The 15,349-nt window shown below is 76.1% G+C and carries 11 protein-coding genes; 2 read left to right on the top strand and 9 right to left on the bottom strand.

The annotated features are described in order from the left end of the window. Positions 1 to 9 precede the first annotated feature (9 nt). The 3 genes from IEW03_RS19575 to kynA are packed head-to-tail and all read right to left on the bottom strand — an operon-like array spanning position 10 to position 3,142. A complete protein-coding gene (locus IEW03_RS19575; protein ID WP_229738453.1) occupies positions 10 to 1,269 on the bottom strand; it encodes a kynureninase in 1,260 nt (419 codons plus the stop codon). Beyond that, positions 1,266 to 2,243 carry an amidohydrolase family protein gene (locus tag IEW03_RS19570; RefSeq protein WP_188525402.1) on the bottom strand — a complete coding sequence of 326 codons (978 nt, stop codon included), beginning with the start codon at positions 2,241 to 2,243 and terminating at the stop codon, positions 1,266 to 1,268. Before IEW03_RS19570 ends, IEW03_RS19575 begins: the two co-directional genes overlap by 4 nt. Further along, the gene (gene kynA, locus IEW03_RS19565; protein WP_188525401.1) at positions 2,243 to 3,142 is read right to left on the bottom strand and encodes a tryptophan 2,3-dioxygenase; all 900 of its coding nucleotides are present in this window, start codon (positions 3,140 to 3,142) and stop codon (positions 2,243 to 2,245) included. Before kynA ends, IEW03_RS19570 begins: the two co-directional genes overlap by 1 nt. A 97-nt stretch (positions 3,143 to 3,239) precedes the next feature. On the opposite strand from kynA, the gene IEW03_RS19560 reads away from it, so the two are divergent. Beyond that, complete coding sequence (locus IEW03_RS19560; protein ID WP_188525400.1) at positions 3,240 to 4,337, top strand: LuxR C-terminal-related transcriptional regulator; 1,098 nt, start codon at positions 3,240 to 3,242, stop codon at positions 4,335 to 4,337. On the opposite strand, the gene IEW03_RS19555 is transcribed toward IEW03_RS19560, so the two are convergent. The 3 genes from IEW03_RS19555 to IEW03_RS19545 all read right to left on the bottom strand — a co-directional run bounded on the left by IEW03_RS19555 (position 4,322) and on the right by IEW03_RS19545 (position 10,033). After that, a complete protein-coding gene (locus IEW03_RS19555) occupies positions 4,322 to 8,038 on the bottom strand; it encodes a S8 family serine peptidase (protein WP_188525399.1) in 3,717 nt (1,238 codons plus the stop codon). The two genes, IEW03_RS19560 and IEW03_RS19555, sit on opposite strands and share 16 nt — an antisense overlap. A 107-nt stretch (positions 8,039 to 8,145) precedes the next feature. Then, the gene (locus IEW03_RS19550) at positions 8,146 to 9,204 is read right to left on the bottom strand and encodes a DNA polymerase IV (protein WP_188525398.1); all 1,059 of its coding nucleotides are present in this window, start codon (positions 9,202 to 9,204) and stop codon (positions 8,146 to 8,148) included. A 112-nt stretch (positions 9,205 to 9,316) separates the two neighbouring features. Next, positions 9,317 to 10,033 carry an SDR family oxidoreductase gene (locus IEW03_RS19545; RefSeq protein ID WP_188525397.1) on the bottom strand — a complete coding sequence of 239 codons (717 nt, stop codon included), beginning with the start codon at positions 10,031 to 10,033 and terminating at the stop codon, positions 9,317 to 9,319. A 92-nt stretch (positions 10,034 to 10,125) separates the two neighbouring features. Here IEW03_RS19545 and IEW03_RS19540 point away from each other — a divergent pair, with 92 nt between their 5' ends. Continuing rightward, entirely contained in the window at positions 10,126 to 11,031 is a 906-nt protein-coding gene (locus tag IEW03_RS19540; RefSeq protein ID WP_188525396.1) for a LysR family transcriptional regulator, read from the top strand. 11 nt (positions 11,032 to 11,042) lie between these two features. Here the strand turns inward: IEW03_RS19540 and IEW03_RS19535 are convergent, their stop codons facing one another. From IEW03_RS19535 to IEW03_RS19525, 3 genes are all read right to left on the bottom strand, one after another. After that, positions 11,043 to 11,933 carry an HpcH/HpaI aldolase/citrate lyase family protein gene (locus tag IEW03_RS19535; protein ID WP_229738452.1) on the bottom strand — a complete coding sequence of 297 codons (891 nt, stop codon included), beginning with the start codon at positions 11,931 to 11,933 and terminating at the stop codon, positions 11,043 to 11,045. Beyond that, complete coding sequence (locus IEW03_RS19530; RefSeq protein WP_188525395.1) at positions 11,930 to 13,138, bottom strand: CaiB/BaiF CoA transferase family protein; 1,209 nt, start codon at positions 13,136 to 13,138, stop codon at positions 11,930 to 11,932. The genes IEW03_RS19535 and IEW03_RS19530 overlap by 4 nt, the downstream gene beginning before the upstream one ends. After that, on the bottom strand, positions 13,135 to 15,349 hold a 2,215-nt coding region (locus tag IEW03_RS19525; RefSeq protein WP_229738451.1), incomplete at its 5' end, for an SUMF1/EgtB/PvdO family nonheme iron enzyme. The genes IEW03_RS19530 and IEW03_RS19525, both read right to left, overlap by 4 nt.

Genomic DNA, 15,349 nt, shown 5'->3' with positions numbered 1-15,349 from the left:
GTCGCCCCGTCAGTCCTCGCGGCGCAGGAGGGCGGCCCGGATCGCCTCGACGCCGACGCGCACCTCGTCGAACGACGTCGACAGCGGCGACAGGCCGAGCCGGATGCCGTGCGGGCGCCGGAAGTCGGGCACGACCCCCTGCTGCCACAGCTCGCCGACGACGTCGGCGAACGCCGGGTGGTCGATCGTCACGTGCGAGCCGCGGCGGCCGGCCTCCCGCGGCGACGCGACCTCGACCCCCAGCGGGACCAGGAGCTCGTCGGTCAGGTCCAGCGCGAGCTCGGTGAGCCGCACCGACTTGGCGCGGATCGCGTCCATGCCGGCGCCGGCGATCAGGTCGAGCATGTCCTGCATCGCCAGCATCGAGGTGATCGGCGGCGTGCCGGAGACGAACCGGCGGACCCCGGGGTGCGGGGCGTACGCCGGGCCCATCTCGAACGGGGCGTCCGCGCCCATCCAGCCCTGGATGGGCTGGCGCAGCTGCTCCACCAGGCCCGCGCGCACGTAGCCGAACGCGGGCGAGCCCGGGCCTCCGTTCAGGTACTTGTAGGTGCACCCGGCGGCGAGGTCGACGCCCCAGGCGTCGAGCGCGACCGGCACCGCACCCGCCGAGTGGCACAGGTCCCACAGCACCAGGGCGCCGGCGTCGTGCGCGAGCCGCGTGATCTCGGGGGCGTCGGCGAGGTGGCCGGAGCGGTACGCGACGTGGCTGAGCAGCACGAGCGCGGTGCGCTCGCCCAGCACGGCCGCGACGTCGGCCGGGGTCACGCCGGCCGCGGGGTCGGGGTGGAGCCACACGAGACGCTTGCCGCGCTCGGCCGCGATGCCCTCGAGCAGGTAGCGGTCCGTGGGGAAGTTCCCCGAGTCGACCACGATCTCGTCGCGACCCGCCACGGCGGGCAGGTCCAGCGCCGCCCGCACCAGCTTGTACAGGACGACGGTCGTCGAGTCGCCGACGAACGTCTGGCCCGGTGCGGCCCCCAGGACGACGTCGCCGATCCGGTCGCCGAGCGTCAGCGGCAGCTCGTACCAGGACTCGTCCCAGCCGCGGATCAGGCGCGCCCCCCACCCGGTGGTCGCGAACTGCGCGAGGCGCTCGGCCGCGGCCTTCGTCGGGCGGCCGAGGGAGTTGCCGTCGAGGTAGGCCACGACGTCGTCGGACGGCACGAACCGGTCCCGGTAGGCGGCCAGCGGGTCGGCGGCGTCGAGCGCGGCCGCGCGGGCGGCGGGGTCCAGCTCGGCGGTCGGTGCTGCGGCGGGGGTGGTCACGGCGTGCCCTCCTCGGGGTGGGACGGTCGGGTGGCGGAAGCGGTGGCGGGGTCGGTGGCGGGGTCGGCGACGACGGTGGCGCGGGACAGGAGCTCGACCAGGTCGACGGAGCCCGTGCCCGCGTCGGGCGGCGCGCCCGGCAGGAACGTCGCCAGCCCCGGCACGGGGCGCGACGTCAGGGCGCGCAGCAGGGCGGGCGCCTGCAGCCCCGCCTCGGCCAGCGCCCGCAGCTCGCGCACGTTCAGCCCGACGGGCAGCGGCCCGTTGCCGAGGTCGGTGCCGTAGGCGATCGTGCCGCCCGCGGTGTGGAAGCGGCGCAGGTTGTCGAGCGCGACCTCCCGGTCTCGCTCCTGCCCGACGTCGGGGGCGCCCCAGCCGTGGATGTCCAGCGTGCTGACCCAGACCTGCCGCTCGGCGGCGGCCTCCACGACCGCGTCCGGCAGGCGCTCGGTCCACGGGGTGTGCGCGAGCCGCCCGACGCCGGCCTCGAGCGCCCGCTCGGCCTGGCCGGGCCCCTCGACGTGCGCCACGACGGGCAGACGGTGCGCGCGCGCCGCGCCGACGACGGCCGCCAGGGTGGCGTCGTCGAGCACCGGTCCCCCGGTGTGCAGCGTGACCTTGACGTACGACGCGCCGGCCGCGACCTGGCGCGCGACGGCCGGCGCGGCGTCGGCCGGCGTGGCCACGGGGTCGACGGCGCCTGCCGGCGCCCACGCCCGGTCTGCCGGGTAGCCGCCCGGCGCCGCGAGGAACGCGCCGGCCACGCGCACGTGCGGGAACCCGGACGTGCCGGGCCAGGCGGCCGCGACGGCCCGGTCCCAGCCGAGGTCGTCCACGCCGGCGACCCCGCCCGCGCGCAGCGCGAGCGGGTCGGCCAGGCCCAGGTGCACGTGGGCGTCGACGAAGCCGGGCAGCAGCGTGCCTCCGTCGACGGCGCGCGCCTGCGGGACGCGGCGCGGCAGGCCCTGCGCCATCAGACGCCGAGCTCCGTGCGCACGGCGAACAGCTCGGGGAAGAACGTGAGGTCGAGGGCCTTCTTCAGGAAGGCCGCGCCCGAGGACCCGCCGGTGCCGCGCTTGAACCCGATGATGCGCTGCACGGTGCGCAGGTGGCGGAACCGCCAGAGCTGGAAGTTGTCCTCGAGGTCGACGAGCTCCTCGCAGGCCTCGTAGGCCGACCAGTGCGCCTGCGGGTCGGCGTAGATCGCCCGGAAGACCTCGACGAGGGCGTCGTCGTGGGTGTGGGCGTGCGTGACGTCCCGCTCCAGCAGGTGCTGCGGGACGGCGTGCCCGGCGCGCGCGAGGTAGCGCAGGAACTCGTCGTAGACGCTCGGCTCCTCCAGCAGCCGGCGCAGCACGTCCTGCGCGGGCGGCTCGGCGTCGAAGACGCGCAGCATCCGGGAGTTCTTGTTGCCGAGCAGGAACTCCACCGCCCGGTACTGGTACGACTGGAAGCCCGACGCGTTGGCCAGGGCGCCGCGGAACTCGCCGTACTCGCTGGGCGTCAGCGTGGCCAGCACCGACCACTGCTCGGTCAGCGTCTTCTGGATGTGCTTGACCCGGGCGATCCGCTTGAGCGCCGCCGGCAGGTCGTCGGCCGCGAGCAGCTCGCGCGCCGACAACAGCTCGTGCAGCACGAGCTTGAGCCACAGCTCCGTCGTCTGGTGCTGCACGATGAAGAGCATCTCGTCGTGGTGGGCGGGCGAGCTCACGGGCGCCTGGGCCGTCAGCAGCCGGTCCAGCCGCAGGTACGAGCCGTACGTCATCTGGTCGCGCAGGTCGGTGACGATCTCGGCCTCGAGCTCGCGCTCGTTGGTCGCGGGCGCGGGGCCCGTCGGTGGCGTCGGTGGCGCGGTCGGCGTGGGGTGAGCCATGACGACCGAGCGTACTGCACAATCGTGACGACCGGCCGAAAGACGCAGCACGCCGGCCGGGGCCCGACGCCCGACCGGACCCCCGAGACGGAGGACCATGACCCAGGGACGGACCACCACGACCGGCTCGGGCACGACGGGCCCGGACCCGACGGGTGCCCCCGGCACGTCGGCGCTCGCGGCCGCCGGCGTCGCGCCCGACGAGGAGCGCCTCTACCGGCTGCTCGTGACCGTCGGCACCTCGGACGTGCCGCACCTGGCCGACGTCCTCGCCGAGCCGGCCGACGACGTGGCCGACGTCCTCGCCCGGCTCGTCGAGCACGGCCTCGCGGCAGCCCACGGCGACCCGCCGCGCTACTCCGCGACCGCGCCCGACGTCGCGCTCGCACCCCGCGTCCTGAGCACCCAGACGGCGCTGCACCACGCCACCTCGGCGATCGCCGAGCTCGCCGAGGAGCACCGGGCCAGCACCCGGCGGCGCCACGCCGACCAGCTCGTGGAGGTCGTCACCGGCCAGGCCGCGCTCCGCCAGGCGCTGCGCAGCCTCCAGCTCTCCACCCGTTCCGAGATCCTGTGGTTCTGCCGGGCCGGTCACGTGGCGATGCCCTCGGCCGACAACGACGAGGAGTTCGCCATGCTGGCCCGGGGCGTGCGGTACCGGGTCGTGTACGAGCAGGCCCTGCTCGAGGAGCCGGGCATGATCGACAGCCTCGTCCTCGGCGTCCAGGCGGGCGAGGAGGCGCGGGCCGCTCCCTCGCTCCCGGTCCGGCTGGCCGTCGCCGACGGGGCGGTCGCCCTGCTCCCGCTGGTCCCCGCCCGCGACGGGGTCACCGAGCCGACGGCCGCCCTGGTGCGCGACAGCAACCTGCTCACGGCGCTCATCGCCCTGTTCGAGAGCTACTGGGCGGACGCGTCGCCGCTCCTGGTCGGCCACGCCGGCGACGAGGAGGACCACCCCCTGGCCGTCCGCTCCCCCACCGCGCCCCTAGGCGCGGACGAGCGGCGCCTGCTGTCGCTGCTCGTCGCCGGCGTGAGCGACAAGGCCATCGCGACCCGCCTGGGGCTCAGCACCCGCACCGTGCAGCGCCGGGTCAGCGACCTGATGGCCCTCACGGGCGCGCAGACCCGGATGCAGTTCGCCTGGCACGCGGCGCAGCGCGGGTGGCTGACCGCGGACGGTCAGCCGATCCCGTAGGCACGCTCGACCGTCTGCCTCAGGGTGCCACCGTCCGCGTCGGTCACCCGCACGTCCAGGGACACCGGCCCGGTGCGCCGGCCGTGCACGACCCGCGCGTCGAACGCCCGGCCGCCGGCCCGTGTCACGTCCAGCCGCTCCCACGTCGCGCCGTCGTCGAACGACACCCGGGCCTCGACCTTCGCCACCCGCGGCGCCCGGGCGCCGAGCAGCCCGGGGTGCGCGACGCGGAGCCGCAGGTCGTGGAACGGCCGGCGGGTGTGCACCCGGTTGTCCAGCCCGACCGGCACGTCGTGGTCGACCCGCATCATCGGCAGCCCCGCGGCCCGGCTCCCCGCGGGCCTCCGCGAGCCGAAGGTCCACACCGACCGGGTGGCGGTGCCGAGCTCCCAGTCGGCCCCGTCGCGCCGGGTCGCGAGCTCGACCTGGTACGTCGCGGCCGGCTTCCTCGCCCGGAACGTGCCCCAGACGCCCGGTCCCTCGCCGATGACGACACCGTCCTCGAGCACCCGCCCGCTGGCCTCCGACGCCGACGCGCGGGCGGACGTCTCGGCCGCGCCCTGCACGAACTCCGGGACCTGGATCGTCAGCTCGTCACCGCTGCGGGACGCCTCGCGGACCGCCGGGCGCTGCACGCCGCCGTACCAGTCGTAGGCGACCCGCTCGCCGGGGGCGTAGGTGCGCAGGTCGTGCGTCGCGCCGCCGCTGATCGGGTTGAGCGAGTCCCACGAGAAGTAGTGCAGGACGTGCTGGCGCCACAGCGTGTCGCCGGCCGACACGTACTCGACGCGCGACTGCGGGGTGCGCAGCTCGTGCTGGGACTCGACGATCGTCGAGCGCTGCCACGGCCGCCACGCGAACCGCTGCTCCTTCGACCACTCCTCGCCGCCCATCTCGTGGTAGCCCGCCTCGACCGTCGCGGTGTTCGCGGGCGACACCCGGTGCACCACGTCCCGCGGCACCCGGTCGGGCGAGACCTGGACGACGTCGTACCGGTACGGGTACTGCTGGTCGCCGCTGAGCCTCAGCTCCGTCGGCCCCTGCGCCAGCCGCCGAGCGAGCCGGTCCACCTCGTCGGGGGCGAGCACGGCCACGGGCAGCGGCAGCCGGGCGCCCCGCCCGGTGAACTTCACCCACCACGACGTCCCCTCGGCCGGCGCGACCAGCACCGCCGCGGCGCCCGCCTCGGCCGCGGCCGCCGCGGCGGCGCGCTCCTGCCCCTTGCTGTCCAGGTGCACGACGACGACCGCCCCCGCGACGTCCCGGCCCGCGTAGTCCTCGGCGAGCCCGCGCCCGACGTCCACGACCGGACGGGCTCCCCGCAGGTCCGCCTCGGGCGAGTACCGCTCGTACCGCGGCCACAGCACGAGGCCGTGCCGGCCGGGCTCCCGCGCGCGCAGCATGGGCGCCGCCAGCTGCCAGCGGGAGGTGAACTCGAAGTAGCCGCCGTCCGCGGGCTCGGTGGGCGTGACGTTGATCCGCGAGGTGCCGTCGAACTTCATCGTCGAGTTCGACAGCCGGCGCGAGCCGATGTCGCGGTACGTGGTGAACCCGAGGTTCCCGCGCGGCTCCGCCGGCTTCGGGGTCACGACCCGCACCGGGTTCGCGTCCCGGGCGTCGACGACCAGCTCCGTGTCCCCGGTGATCTCCAGGTCGGGGTCCACGATCACCGACGACTCCCCCTGCCCGTCGTTCACCATCGCGTGCAGGAAGTACGCGCCCTCGCCCACGCGGACCCGGCGCGTCTCGCCGGGCTTGTCGAACGTCACGACGTCGAACCGCGGGTCCTCGCCCAGCAGCACCACGGGCGACGCCATGGCCTCCTCGCCCGACCGGTCGAGGCCACGGACCGTCACCGTGTGGATCGGCGGCTCCTTGACCACGCCGACCGTGGTGTGCACGACGACGTCCCCGGCGGTGGCCGTCAGCCAGCCGGTGTGCTGTCCCACCGGCAGCGCGCCGACGTCGGCCGTGACGGGGACGCCGGCGCTGCCGCCCGCCGGGACCGTCACGGTGTCCCCGCCGACGTCCACGGCGTCGCCGGTCGGGTCGCCCTGCGCGTCCGCGAGCGTGAGGGACAGGGACAGCTCGACGTCGGCGTCGCCCTCGTTGGTCCAGGTCACCTCCGACGAGGCACGGCCGTCGTCCCCGTCGGTGAAGCTCCCGAGGTGCACGGTGCCGGTGCCGGTGACCTGCTGGGTGGCCGCCCGTGCGACGTCGACCCTGCCACCGCCCTGCTCGTACGGCGTCCCCGCGCCGGTGGCCGCCGTGCTGACCAGGGCGTCCTTCAGCTGCGCGCGGGACCAGCCGGGGTGCTGCGCGGCCAGCAGCGCGGCGGCACCCGCGACGTGGGGCGCGGCCATGGACGTGCCGTTCGCGGCGGTGTACAGGTCGTCGACCGGGTCCCCCAGCCCGGTGCCGGCGGCCCGGGCGGCGACGATCCCCACGCCCGGGGCGGTGAGGTCCGGCTTCACGGCCAGGTCGCCCAGCCTGGGGCCGCGGCTGGAGAAGTCCGCGAGCACGTCGGCACGGTCGACGGCCCCGACCGTGAGCGCCGAGGCCGCCGCACCGGGGGTGCCGACCGTCCAGCCGCGCGGCCCGTCGTTGCCCGCGGACACGACGAACAGCACGTCGTGGTCGGCGGACAGCGCGTCGACCGCGCTGCTCAGGGGGTCCGAGCCGTCGGTCGGGCCGCCGCCCAGGCTCAGGTTGACGACGTCCGCCCCGGCGCCCGCGGCCCACTCCATGCCGGCGATGATGTCCGAGTCGTAGCCCGTGCCCGCGTCCGACAGCACCTTGCCCGAGAGCAGGTCTGCGCCGGGCGCGACGCCGGACCGCCGGCCGTCGGAGCCCGCGCCGGTCCCGGCGACGGTGGACGCCACGTGCGTGCCGTGCCCGTGTCCGTCGGCCGGCGTCGCGCTGGTGGAGAAGTTCTCTTCGGCCACGACCTTTCCTGCCAGGTCGGGGTGGGCCACGTCGACGCCGGTGTCCAGCACCGCCACCGTCGTCCCGGTGCCGTCCACCCCGGCGTCCCACGCGGTGGGTGCACCGATCTGGGCGGTGCTCTCGTCCAGGTCGACCTGCACCTGGCCGTCGAGCCACAGCTTCTCCACGCCGCCTGCGAGGGCCGCGTCCTCGGCTCCCGGCCGCAGCGCCCGGGCGCCGACGTCGCCCGCCGCGACCGACTCCCAGAACCGGCCGGCGTCCTCCTTGTCGACGGCGAGCGCCTGCGCGTCGATGCTCTCCAGCCGCTCCTGCGGCTCGGCCGCCGCGAGGGACCGCACGCCGGGCCGGGCACCGTCCGCCAGGGTCGCGATCACCGGCAGCGTGTCGGTGGACGCGTCGTCGTACCCCTGGGAGACCAGCGCGTCGACGCTGAACAGCTCCCGGTCGAGCAGGTCCTCGGCGACGTACGGCAGGACGTCGAGCGGCAGGACGTACAGCTCGCCGTCGATCTCGAGCTGGTGGACGTCGATCGTCTCGCGCCCCTCGCCCGGCTCGATCGTCACCGCGCGCCGCCCGTCGGCCTCGTGGAGCCGCACCGTGTCGCCCGTCAGCAGCGTGACCGACGTCGCCGCCGCGCCCGGGCGCTCGGTGGCCGGCGTCGCGCCGCCCCCGCCGGGGTCCGCGGTGGCCGCGCCCCCGAACGAGGCGACGACCACGGCCGTCGTCGTGATCCCTGCGAGCAGTGTCCGACGCATCCTTGGTGCTCCCTCTCCGCCGAGGGGCTCCGGCGAGCCCGCCCTCCGAGGATGTGTCACCCGCCCGGCGGTGTCACGGTCCGCCGGTGTCGCAGATCGTCATGTCGTCATTGCGACACGTCCTCCCCCGGCGGCACGACCATCTCGGCGCGGACCCCCAGCAGGCGCACCTCCCGGCCCGGCTCGAGGCGCTCGGCCAGGTCGAGCACGGCGGCCGTCAGCTCGTCGAGGGACCGCGTCGGCGCGGACAGCTTCCGCGCGAGGGTCCGGGTGAAGAAGGGCGCATAGCGCACCTTGAGCCCCACCCGGAACACCGCCCGCCCCTCGCCCTCGGTGTCCGCGTGCACCTGCGCGGCGAGCTCCCTCAGCGCCGCGGTCACCTGCTCCGGCGTCGTGAGGTTGCGCTGGTACGTGGTCTCGCGGCTGTGCCCGCGCGCCACCCACGGCGTGTCGTCGACGACGGCGGAGCCGTCGCCGCGGCCCAGGTCGCGGTACCAGGCGCCCATGCGGGGGCCGAACTCCGCGACCAGGGTGTCGAGGTCGGCCGCGGCGAGCTGCGCCACCGTGCCGATGCCGTGGGCCGCCAGCCGCCTGGACACCTTGGACCCCACGCCCCACAGCGCGTCGGTGGGCCGCTCACCCATCACCTCGAACCAGGTGTCGGCGGTGAGGCGGAACACGCCAGCGGGCTTGCCGAACCCGGTGGCGATCTTCGCCCGGACCCTGGTGTCGCCGATGCCGACCGAGCAGTGCAACGCGGTCGCCTCCAGCACCGCCCGCTGCACGCGGCGCGCTTCCGCCTCCGGGTCGTCGGCGTCGCAGCCGAGGAACGCCTCGTCCCAGCCCAGCACCTCCACCACCGAGCCGAGCCCGCGCAGCGTGTCCATCACGTGCGCGGACGCCGCGTCGTAGGTCTCGTGGTCGACGGGCAGGAGCACCGCGTCCGGGACCTTGCGGACCGCGACCCGCAGCGGCATGCCGGACCGCACGCCGAAGGCCCGCGCCTCGTACGACGCCGTCGAGACCACGGTGCGTTCGGACGGGTCGCCGCGGCCGCCCACGATCACGGGCCTGCCGGCCAGCTCCGGGCGCCGCAGGACCTCGACCGCGGCCAGGAACTGGTCGAGGTCGACGTGCAACACCCAGCGGAACGCGCGCGGGCCCATGGGTCGAGTCTTGCCCGGCCGGGCCCCGCCCTCAACGCGGTGCGGCGCCGCCCGGCGCCCCCGGTGCCGTCCGGCGCCGTCCGGCGGCGTCCGGCGGCGGGCCGGTCCGTCCTCACCAGGGGACGGGGCCTGCCTCGTTGAAGAACCCGCCCCGAGGGCCGTCGTCGGGCAGGCGGGCCAGCCGGACCGCGATCGTGGCGCCCTGTGCGGGGGTGCGCGGGGCCTGGTGGCCGGTGAAGTCGGTGGCCACATGGCCGGGGCACGCGGAGTTGACGATGACCGCGGTGTCCGCCAGCCGGCGCGCGTACTGGACCGTCAGCGCGTTGAGCATCGTCTTCGACGAGGCGTAGGCGGCCAGGAGCGGCCCCGTGTGCAGCTCCAACGACCCCATGTCGCTGGACATGTTGACGATCCTGGGCGCACCCGCCCTCTCGAGCAGGGGGAGCATCGCGTTGGTGACGCGCACGACGCCGAGGACGTTCGTGTCCAGCACGGTGCGCAGGACGGCCAGGTCGAGCGTCGTCGGGTCCTGGGCGCCCCCGTCGAGCCTGCCCGAGATCCCCGCGTTGTTGACGAGGACGTCGAGACGCCCCGCCTCCGCCTCGATCTCCTGCGCCGCCGTGGCGACGCTCTCGTCGGACGTGACGTCGAGCGCGACACCGAACGCGTCCACGCCGTCCGCCCGGAGCTTCTGGACTGCCGCGTCCCGGCGCTCGTCGTCGCGCGCACCGACAGCGACCCGGAACCCTTCGGCGCCGAGCCCGTGCGCGACGGCGTAACCGATCCCCTTGTTGGCGCCGGTGACCAGCGCGATCTTCTTCTCGTCCATGGGAGAGATGTTGCGCGGCGCGCGCACGGTCCGTCCAAGACCGATCGGGTCGCCTGTGATACCGCCCGGGTATGAGTGCGTAGGGTCGTGCCGTGGACGGTCTCGAGACGCGCGAGCTGCGCTACTTCACCGCGGTGGCCGACGAGCTGCACTTCGGCCGGGCCGCCGAGAGGCTGGGCATCGCCCAGCCCCCGCTGTCGCGCGCGATCCACCAGCTGGAGCGACGGTTCGGGGTCCGGCTCTTCGACCGCGACCGGCGCGGCGTCTCGCTCACGGAGGCGGGGACGGTGCTGCGCCGCGAGGCGGGGCCGGCGCTCGCCGCCGTCGAGGCGGCGGCACGGCGCACCCGGCGGGCCGCGGACCCGTCGCGGACGATCACGCTCGTGACCAAGGCCGGTGCCTCGCACGACCTCCTGCGGTCCCTCCTCGACGCGTCCTCGCGCGTCCCGGACGCCGCACCGGTCGACGTGGTCCTGTGCGAGGTGGGAGAGCAGGCCGGGTTCCTCCGCACCGGGGCGGCCGACGTGGCGCTCATGCACCGCCCGTACGACGACCTCGCAGGGTTCGAGACGCAGGACCTGCTGACGGAGGGCCAGGTGGCGATCGTCCCCGCCGCGCACCCCCTCGCGTCCCGGGACCGAGTGACGGTCTCCGACGTCGCGCACGTCCCGGACCTGCCGATCGCGCGCTGGCCGCGTCTCGACGGCTCCTACCCCGACGGGCCGGGGCCCGAGGTACGGACGCAGTCGCAGCTCGCGCAGCTGGTGGCCCTGGGACGGGCCCTCCTGGTCATCCCCGCCTCCAGCCGGGCGTGGCAGTGGCCGCAGCACGCCGCGGTCCCCGTGACCGACGCGCCACCCGTCACGACGGTCCTCGCCTGGCCGGCGCACCTGCGCTCGGGCGGCCTCGACGCCCTGCGCGAGACCGCGGCCGCGCTGCCGCAGGCGCAGGGCGCCGACGACCCGGGCCTCCCCGCGGAGCCTCGCCGCCGAGCCTGACGCCGTCGGCGTCAGGCCCCGGCGCGGTCGGCGAGCGCCAGGACCCAGCGGGCCCGGTCGATCATCGCCACGTCGAGGAACGTGCCGTCCGCCAGGACCACCGTCCCCGACCCGGCGTCCGCGGCCTCGGCCACGCGCGCCACGACCTCGCGGGCCCGCTCCACGTCGCGCTCCGTCGGCGCGAACGCCTGCCGGATGACGTCGAGCTGGCCGGGGTGGATGGCGGTCCGCCCGCAGAACCCCAGCGCCCGGCCCGCCCGGCACGACGCGGCGAGCCCGTCCAGGTCACGCACGTGCGTGTACGCGGACATCGCGGGGGCGGGCAGCCCGGCGGCCCGTGCGGCCACCACGACCCGCGACCGCGGCCACGCCAGCCCCGCCTCGTCGTCGACCCGCAGGTCGGAGCGCAGGTCCGCCTCGCCCAGGCCGACGGACGCGACCTGCGCGGACGCGGACGCGAGCTCGAACGCCCGCTCCACCCCGAGGGCGGACTCGAGCAGCAGGTGCAGGGGCCGTCCGGGCAGGGCGCCGGCCAGGGCGCACACCTGCGAGACCGACTCGACCTTGGGCACCCGCACCCCGACCGACGGCGGCAGCGCGGCGACGGCCGCCACGTCGGCGGCGTGCCACGGCGTGCCCGCGGCGTTGATCCGCACCTGCACCTCCAGGCCGGCGGGCTCGGGACCAGCAGCCCTGCCGCCCAGGAGGCCGGCGAGGTTCCCGCGGGCCGCGTCCTTGGCCCCCGGGGCGACGGCGTCCTCCAGGTCGACGAGGACGGCGTCGGCGCCGGAGGCGAGCGCCTTGGCGACCCGGTCCGGGCGGTCGGCCGGCACGTACAGCAGGGTCAGCGGCGGCACGGGCGCCCCGCCGGCCGCCGGCCCGTGGGCCCCGGCGCCGGTCACACCGCCCCCTCGGCGCGCAGGGCCGCGACCCGCTCCGGGGCGAACCCCAGCTCGTCGAGCACGGCGTCCGTGTCCGCGCCGTGCGCCCGCCCGGTGTGCCGGATGACGCCGTCGTGCCCCGAGAGCCGGAACAGCGGCCCCTGCATGAGCATCGGCCCGAGGTCCGGGTCGTCGATCTCGTGGATGGTCCCCAGGGCGCGGAACTGCGGGTCACGGACGATGTCGTGCGCGTCGTAGATCGGCGCCACGGCTGCCTGCGCCTCCTCGAACGCCGCCACGACCTCGTCGCGCGTGCGCTGCGCGATCCAGCCGCCGACGGCGTCGTCGAGCTCGTCGGCGTGCTGCGCCCGGTCCACGCCGCGCGCGAACCAGGGCTCGTCGACCAGCTCGGGCCGCCCCACCAGCCGCACCACCCGCTCGGCGATGGACTGCGCCGAGGTCGACACGGCGACCCAGTGCCCGTCGCTCGTGCGGTAGGTGTTGCGGGGCGCATTGTTGGTCGAGCGGTTCCCGGTGCGCGGCTGGGTGGTGCGCAGCTGGTCCCACCGGGTGATCTGCGGTCCCAGCATCGCCAGGATCGGCTCGACGATGGCGGTGTCCACCACCTGGCCGCGCCCCGTGCGCTCCCGGCTCGACAGGGCGACCATGACGGCGAACGCCGTCGCGAGCGACGCCACGCCGTCCGCGAGCCCGAAGGGGGGCAGGGTGGGCGGCCCGTCGGGCTCACCGGTCATCGCGGCGAACCCGCTCATGGCCTCGGCCAGGGTGCCGAAGCCGGGCCGGGTGCGGTACGGCCCCACCTGGCCGAACCCGCTCACGCGCGCCAGCACCAGGCCGGGGTTGCGTGCCGACAGCTCCTCGTAGCCGAGCCCCCAGCGCTCCAGCGTGCCCGGGCGGAAGTTCTCGATCACCACGTCGGAGCGCTCGGCGAGCGCGAGGAAGACCTCCCGGCCGCCCGCGCTGCCCAGGTTCGCGGTGACGGCCCGCTTGTTGCGCCCGAGGGTCTTCCACCACAGGTTCACGCCGTCCTTCGCCGCGCCGTGGGTGCGCGACGGGTCGGGCTTCGTGGGGTGCTCGACCTTGATCACCTCGGCCCCCATGTCGCCCAGGTGCATCGCCGCCATCGGCCCCGCGAACAGGGTCGACGCGTCGACGACGCGCAGGCCGGCGAGCGCGCCGGCGCCGGGCTCGCGCGAGACGGTCATCGGGTCACCTCCGTCGTGTCCTGCGTGCCCGGCGCGTCGGGCAGGTCCCACGCGCACCGGAACCCGACGGTGGCGCCGCGGGCGAGGCCGAGCCCCGGCAGCAGCAGCTTCACCGCGTGGTCCGGCGCGCGCCGGCCGCCCTCGACGTACCAGTCCGAGCCCTCGGCGCCGTGGTCGCTGCCTCCCTTGAGCATGACGTACCGGGTGCGGCCGTCGCTGTGCTCGCTGTCGGTCCAGTTCCACACGGCCGGCTCGCCGCGTCGGAACCCGGGCTGCCCGGGCCGCCCCTCGCCCGCCAGCTGCCACTCGTCCTCGGTGGGCAGCCGGCCGCCGCGCCACGCGCAGTAGGCCCGCGCGTCGTCGAGGTCCACGAAGGTCACCGGCTCGTCCTCGGTGCCCGGTGCCGGGTGCCCGTGGGCCCAGTGCGCCAGGAAGCGGTGCGGCTCGGCGGGCGCGTAGCCGGTCTCGGTGACGAACGCGGCGAACTGCGCGTTGGTCACCTCGGTGACGGCGACCGCGACGGGTGCCACGAGCTCGCCGTCGCGCTGCAGCGTGCGCGCGTCGTGCAGGCGCGGCGGCAGCGGCTTCCACTCGTCGACGTACGGCGCGCCCTGGTACATCCCGGTCTCGCGGGCGCGGTGCCGCACCGTGACGACGTACCCGCCGGCCGGAACGACGACCGCGCCGGCCTCCGGCCCCGCGCCGGGCCCGGGCGCGATCCCCGCGGGGGCCTCGGGCCGCAGCCGGCGGGCGAGCCGGTGGGGGAAGCGTGCGTCCGGGTCGTGCGCGCCCGCCCCCGGCTCGTCGATGCGGGCGACGGCGGACCGCAGACCCGCGAGCCACGCCGGCTCCTCGCCGCCTGCCACGCCGCCCGCCACGCCGCCCGCCACGCCGTCGGCCCGGACCAGCGCCGCGATCCCGCGGCCGGGGACGGTGACGCGCGAGCCGTCGGCGAGCACGGGCCCTGCGTAGTCGTCCTCGCCCCGGTTGACCAGCGTCCACAGCGCGACGCCGTCGGCCTCCCAGCGGGAGGCGTACACCCCGGCGGACTCGGCCTCGGGCGCCAGCCGGGCGAGCGGCGTCCACTCCCCCGCCAGGAGGAGCTCGTGACCGGCTCGCTGGACGGCCTGCATCCGGCGCAGCGTCGCCGCGTCACGTGCCGACCAGCCGACCCACACCCCGAAGACGACCTCCCACACCATGACGCCCACGCCGTTGAGCCAGGCGGACTGCAGCTCCTCGGAGTGGTCCCGGTGCCAGCGCCGCACGTGGTGCTGCATGTGCCGGCGCTCGTACCAGTGGGCGCGCAGCACGCCGGGGACGGGAGAGTCCGCGAAGAACTGCGCCCACGACGACGAGTGGTCCTCGATGCGCTCCACCGGCAGCTTGGACTCGCCCTCGAGCACGATGCCGGGCCGGGCCGCCTCGAGCCGGGCGACGAGCTCCGGCTCCGCCTTCTTCAGGGTGTCGAGGAAGACCCCGTCCGCGCGCAGGTCGCGCACGAGCGCGGCCAGCTCGGTGAGGTCGTCCTCGCCGCGCCGGGTGCCGGTGTCCCACGGGTTGTAGTCGACGAACACGTGCAGGCCGGCCTCGTGGAACGCGGCCACCAGCTGGGCGATGCCGGGCACGTCGCGGTAGAAGTCCCACTGGTTGCGGTCGTCGATCCCGATGACCGGGTAGGCGTGCCACAGCACGACGGCGTCGAGCCCCCCGAACCGCTCGCGGGCGTCGGCGAGGAAGCGCTCGGGGGTGAAGCGTCGCTCGTCGAAGGAGTAGAGCAGCTCGTCCCAGAGCCACACCTGCGCGACCGAGCGGCAGCCGGCCGCCCACGCCGCCCCGGGCCGCGTGTAGGCCGCCCCCGTGTAGCCGTGGCGCTCCCGGGCGTCGTCGCGCCACGCCGCGAGCCGCTCGCGCCACGCGGGCCGGTCGGCGGGGTCGGCCGGCCCCACGAAGATCTTCGCGTCGTCGAGCGCCACGCTCTGCTCGGGCGTCAGCGCGCCGCCGAGCGGCACCGGCGTCGGCCGGTCGATGGGCCTCGGGACGAGGGGGTCGAACGTGTACGTCATGGGAGCTCTCTCGGTGCCGGACGGCGGTCGTGCGGACGGTGGGTGCGGTCGGGGGCGATCGGTGCGGTCGGGGTGGGTGCGGTCGGGGTGGGTGCGGTCGGGGTGGGTGCGGTCGGGGTGGGTGCGGTCGGGGTGGGTGCGGTCG

Origin of the sequence: Isoptericola cucumis, from assembly GCF_014635665.1 — a bacterium.
Taxonomy (GTDB): domain Bacteria; phylum Actinomycetota; class Actinomycetes; order Actinomycetales; family Cellulomonadaceae; genus Isoptericola; species Isoptericola cucumis.
This window is presented reverse-complemented; position numbering and strand designations above follow the sequence as displayed.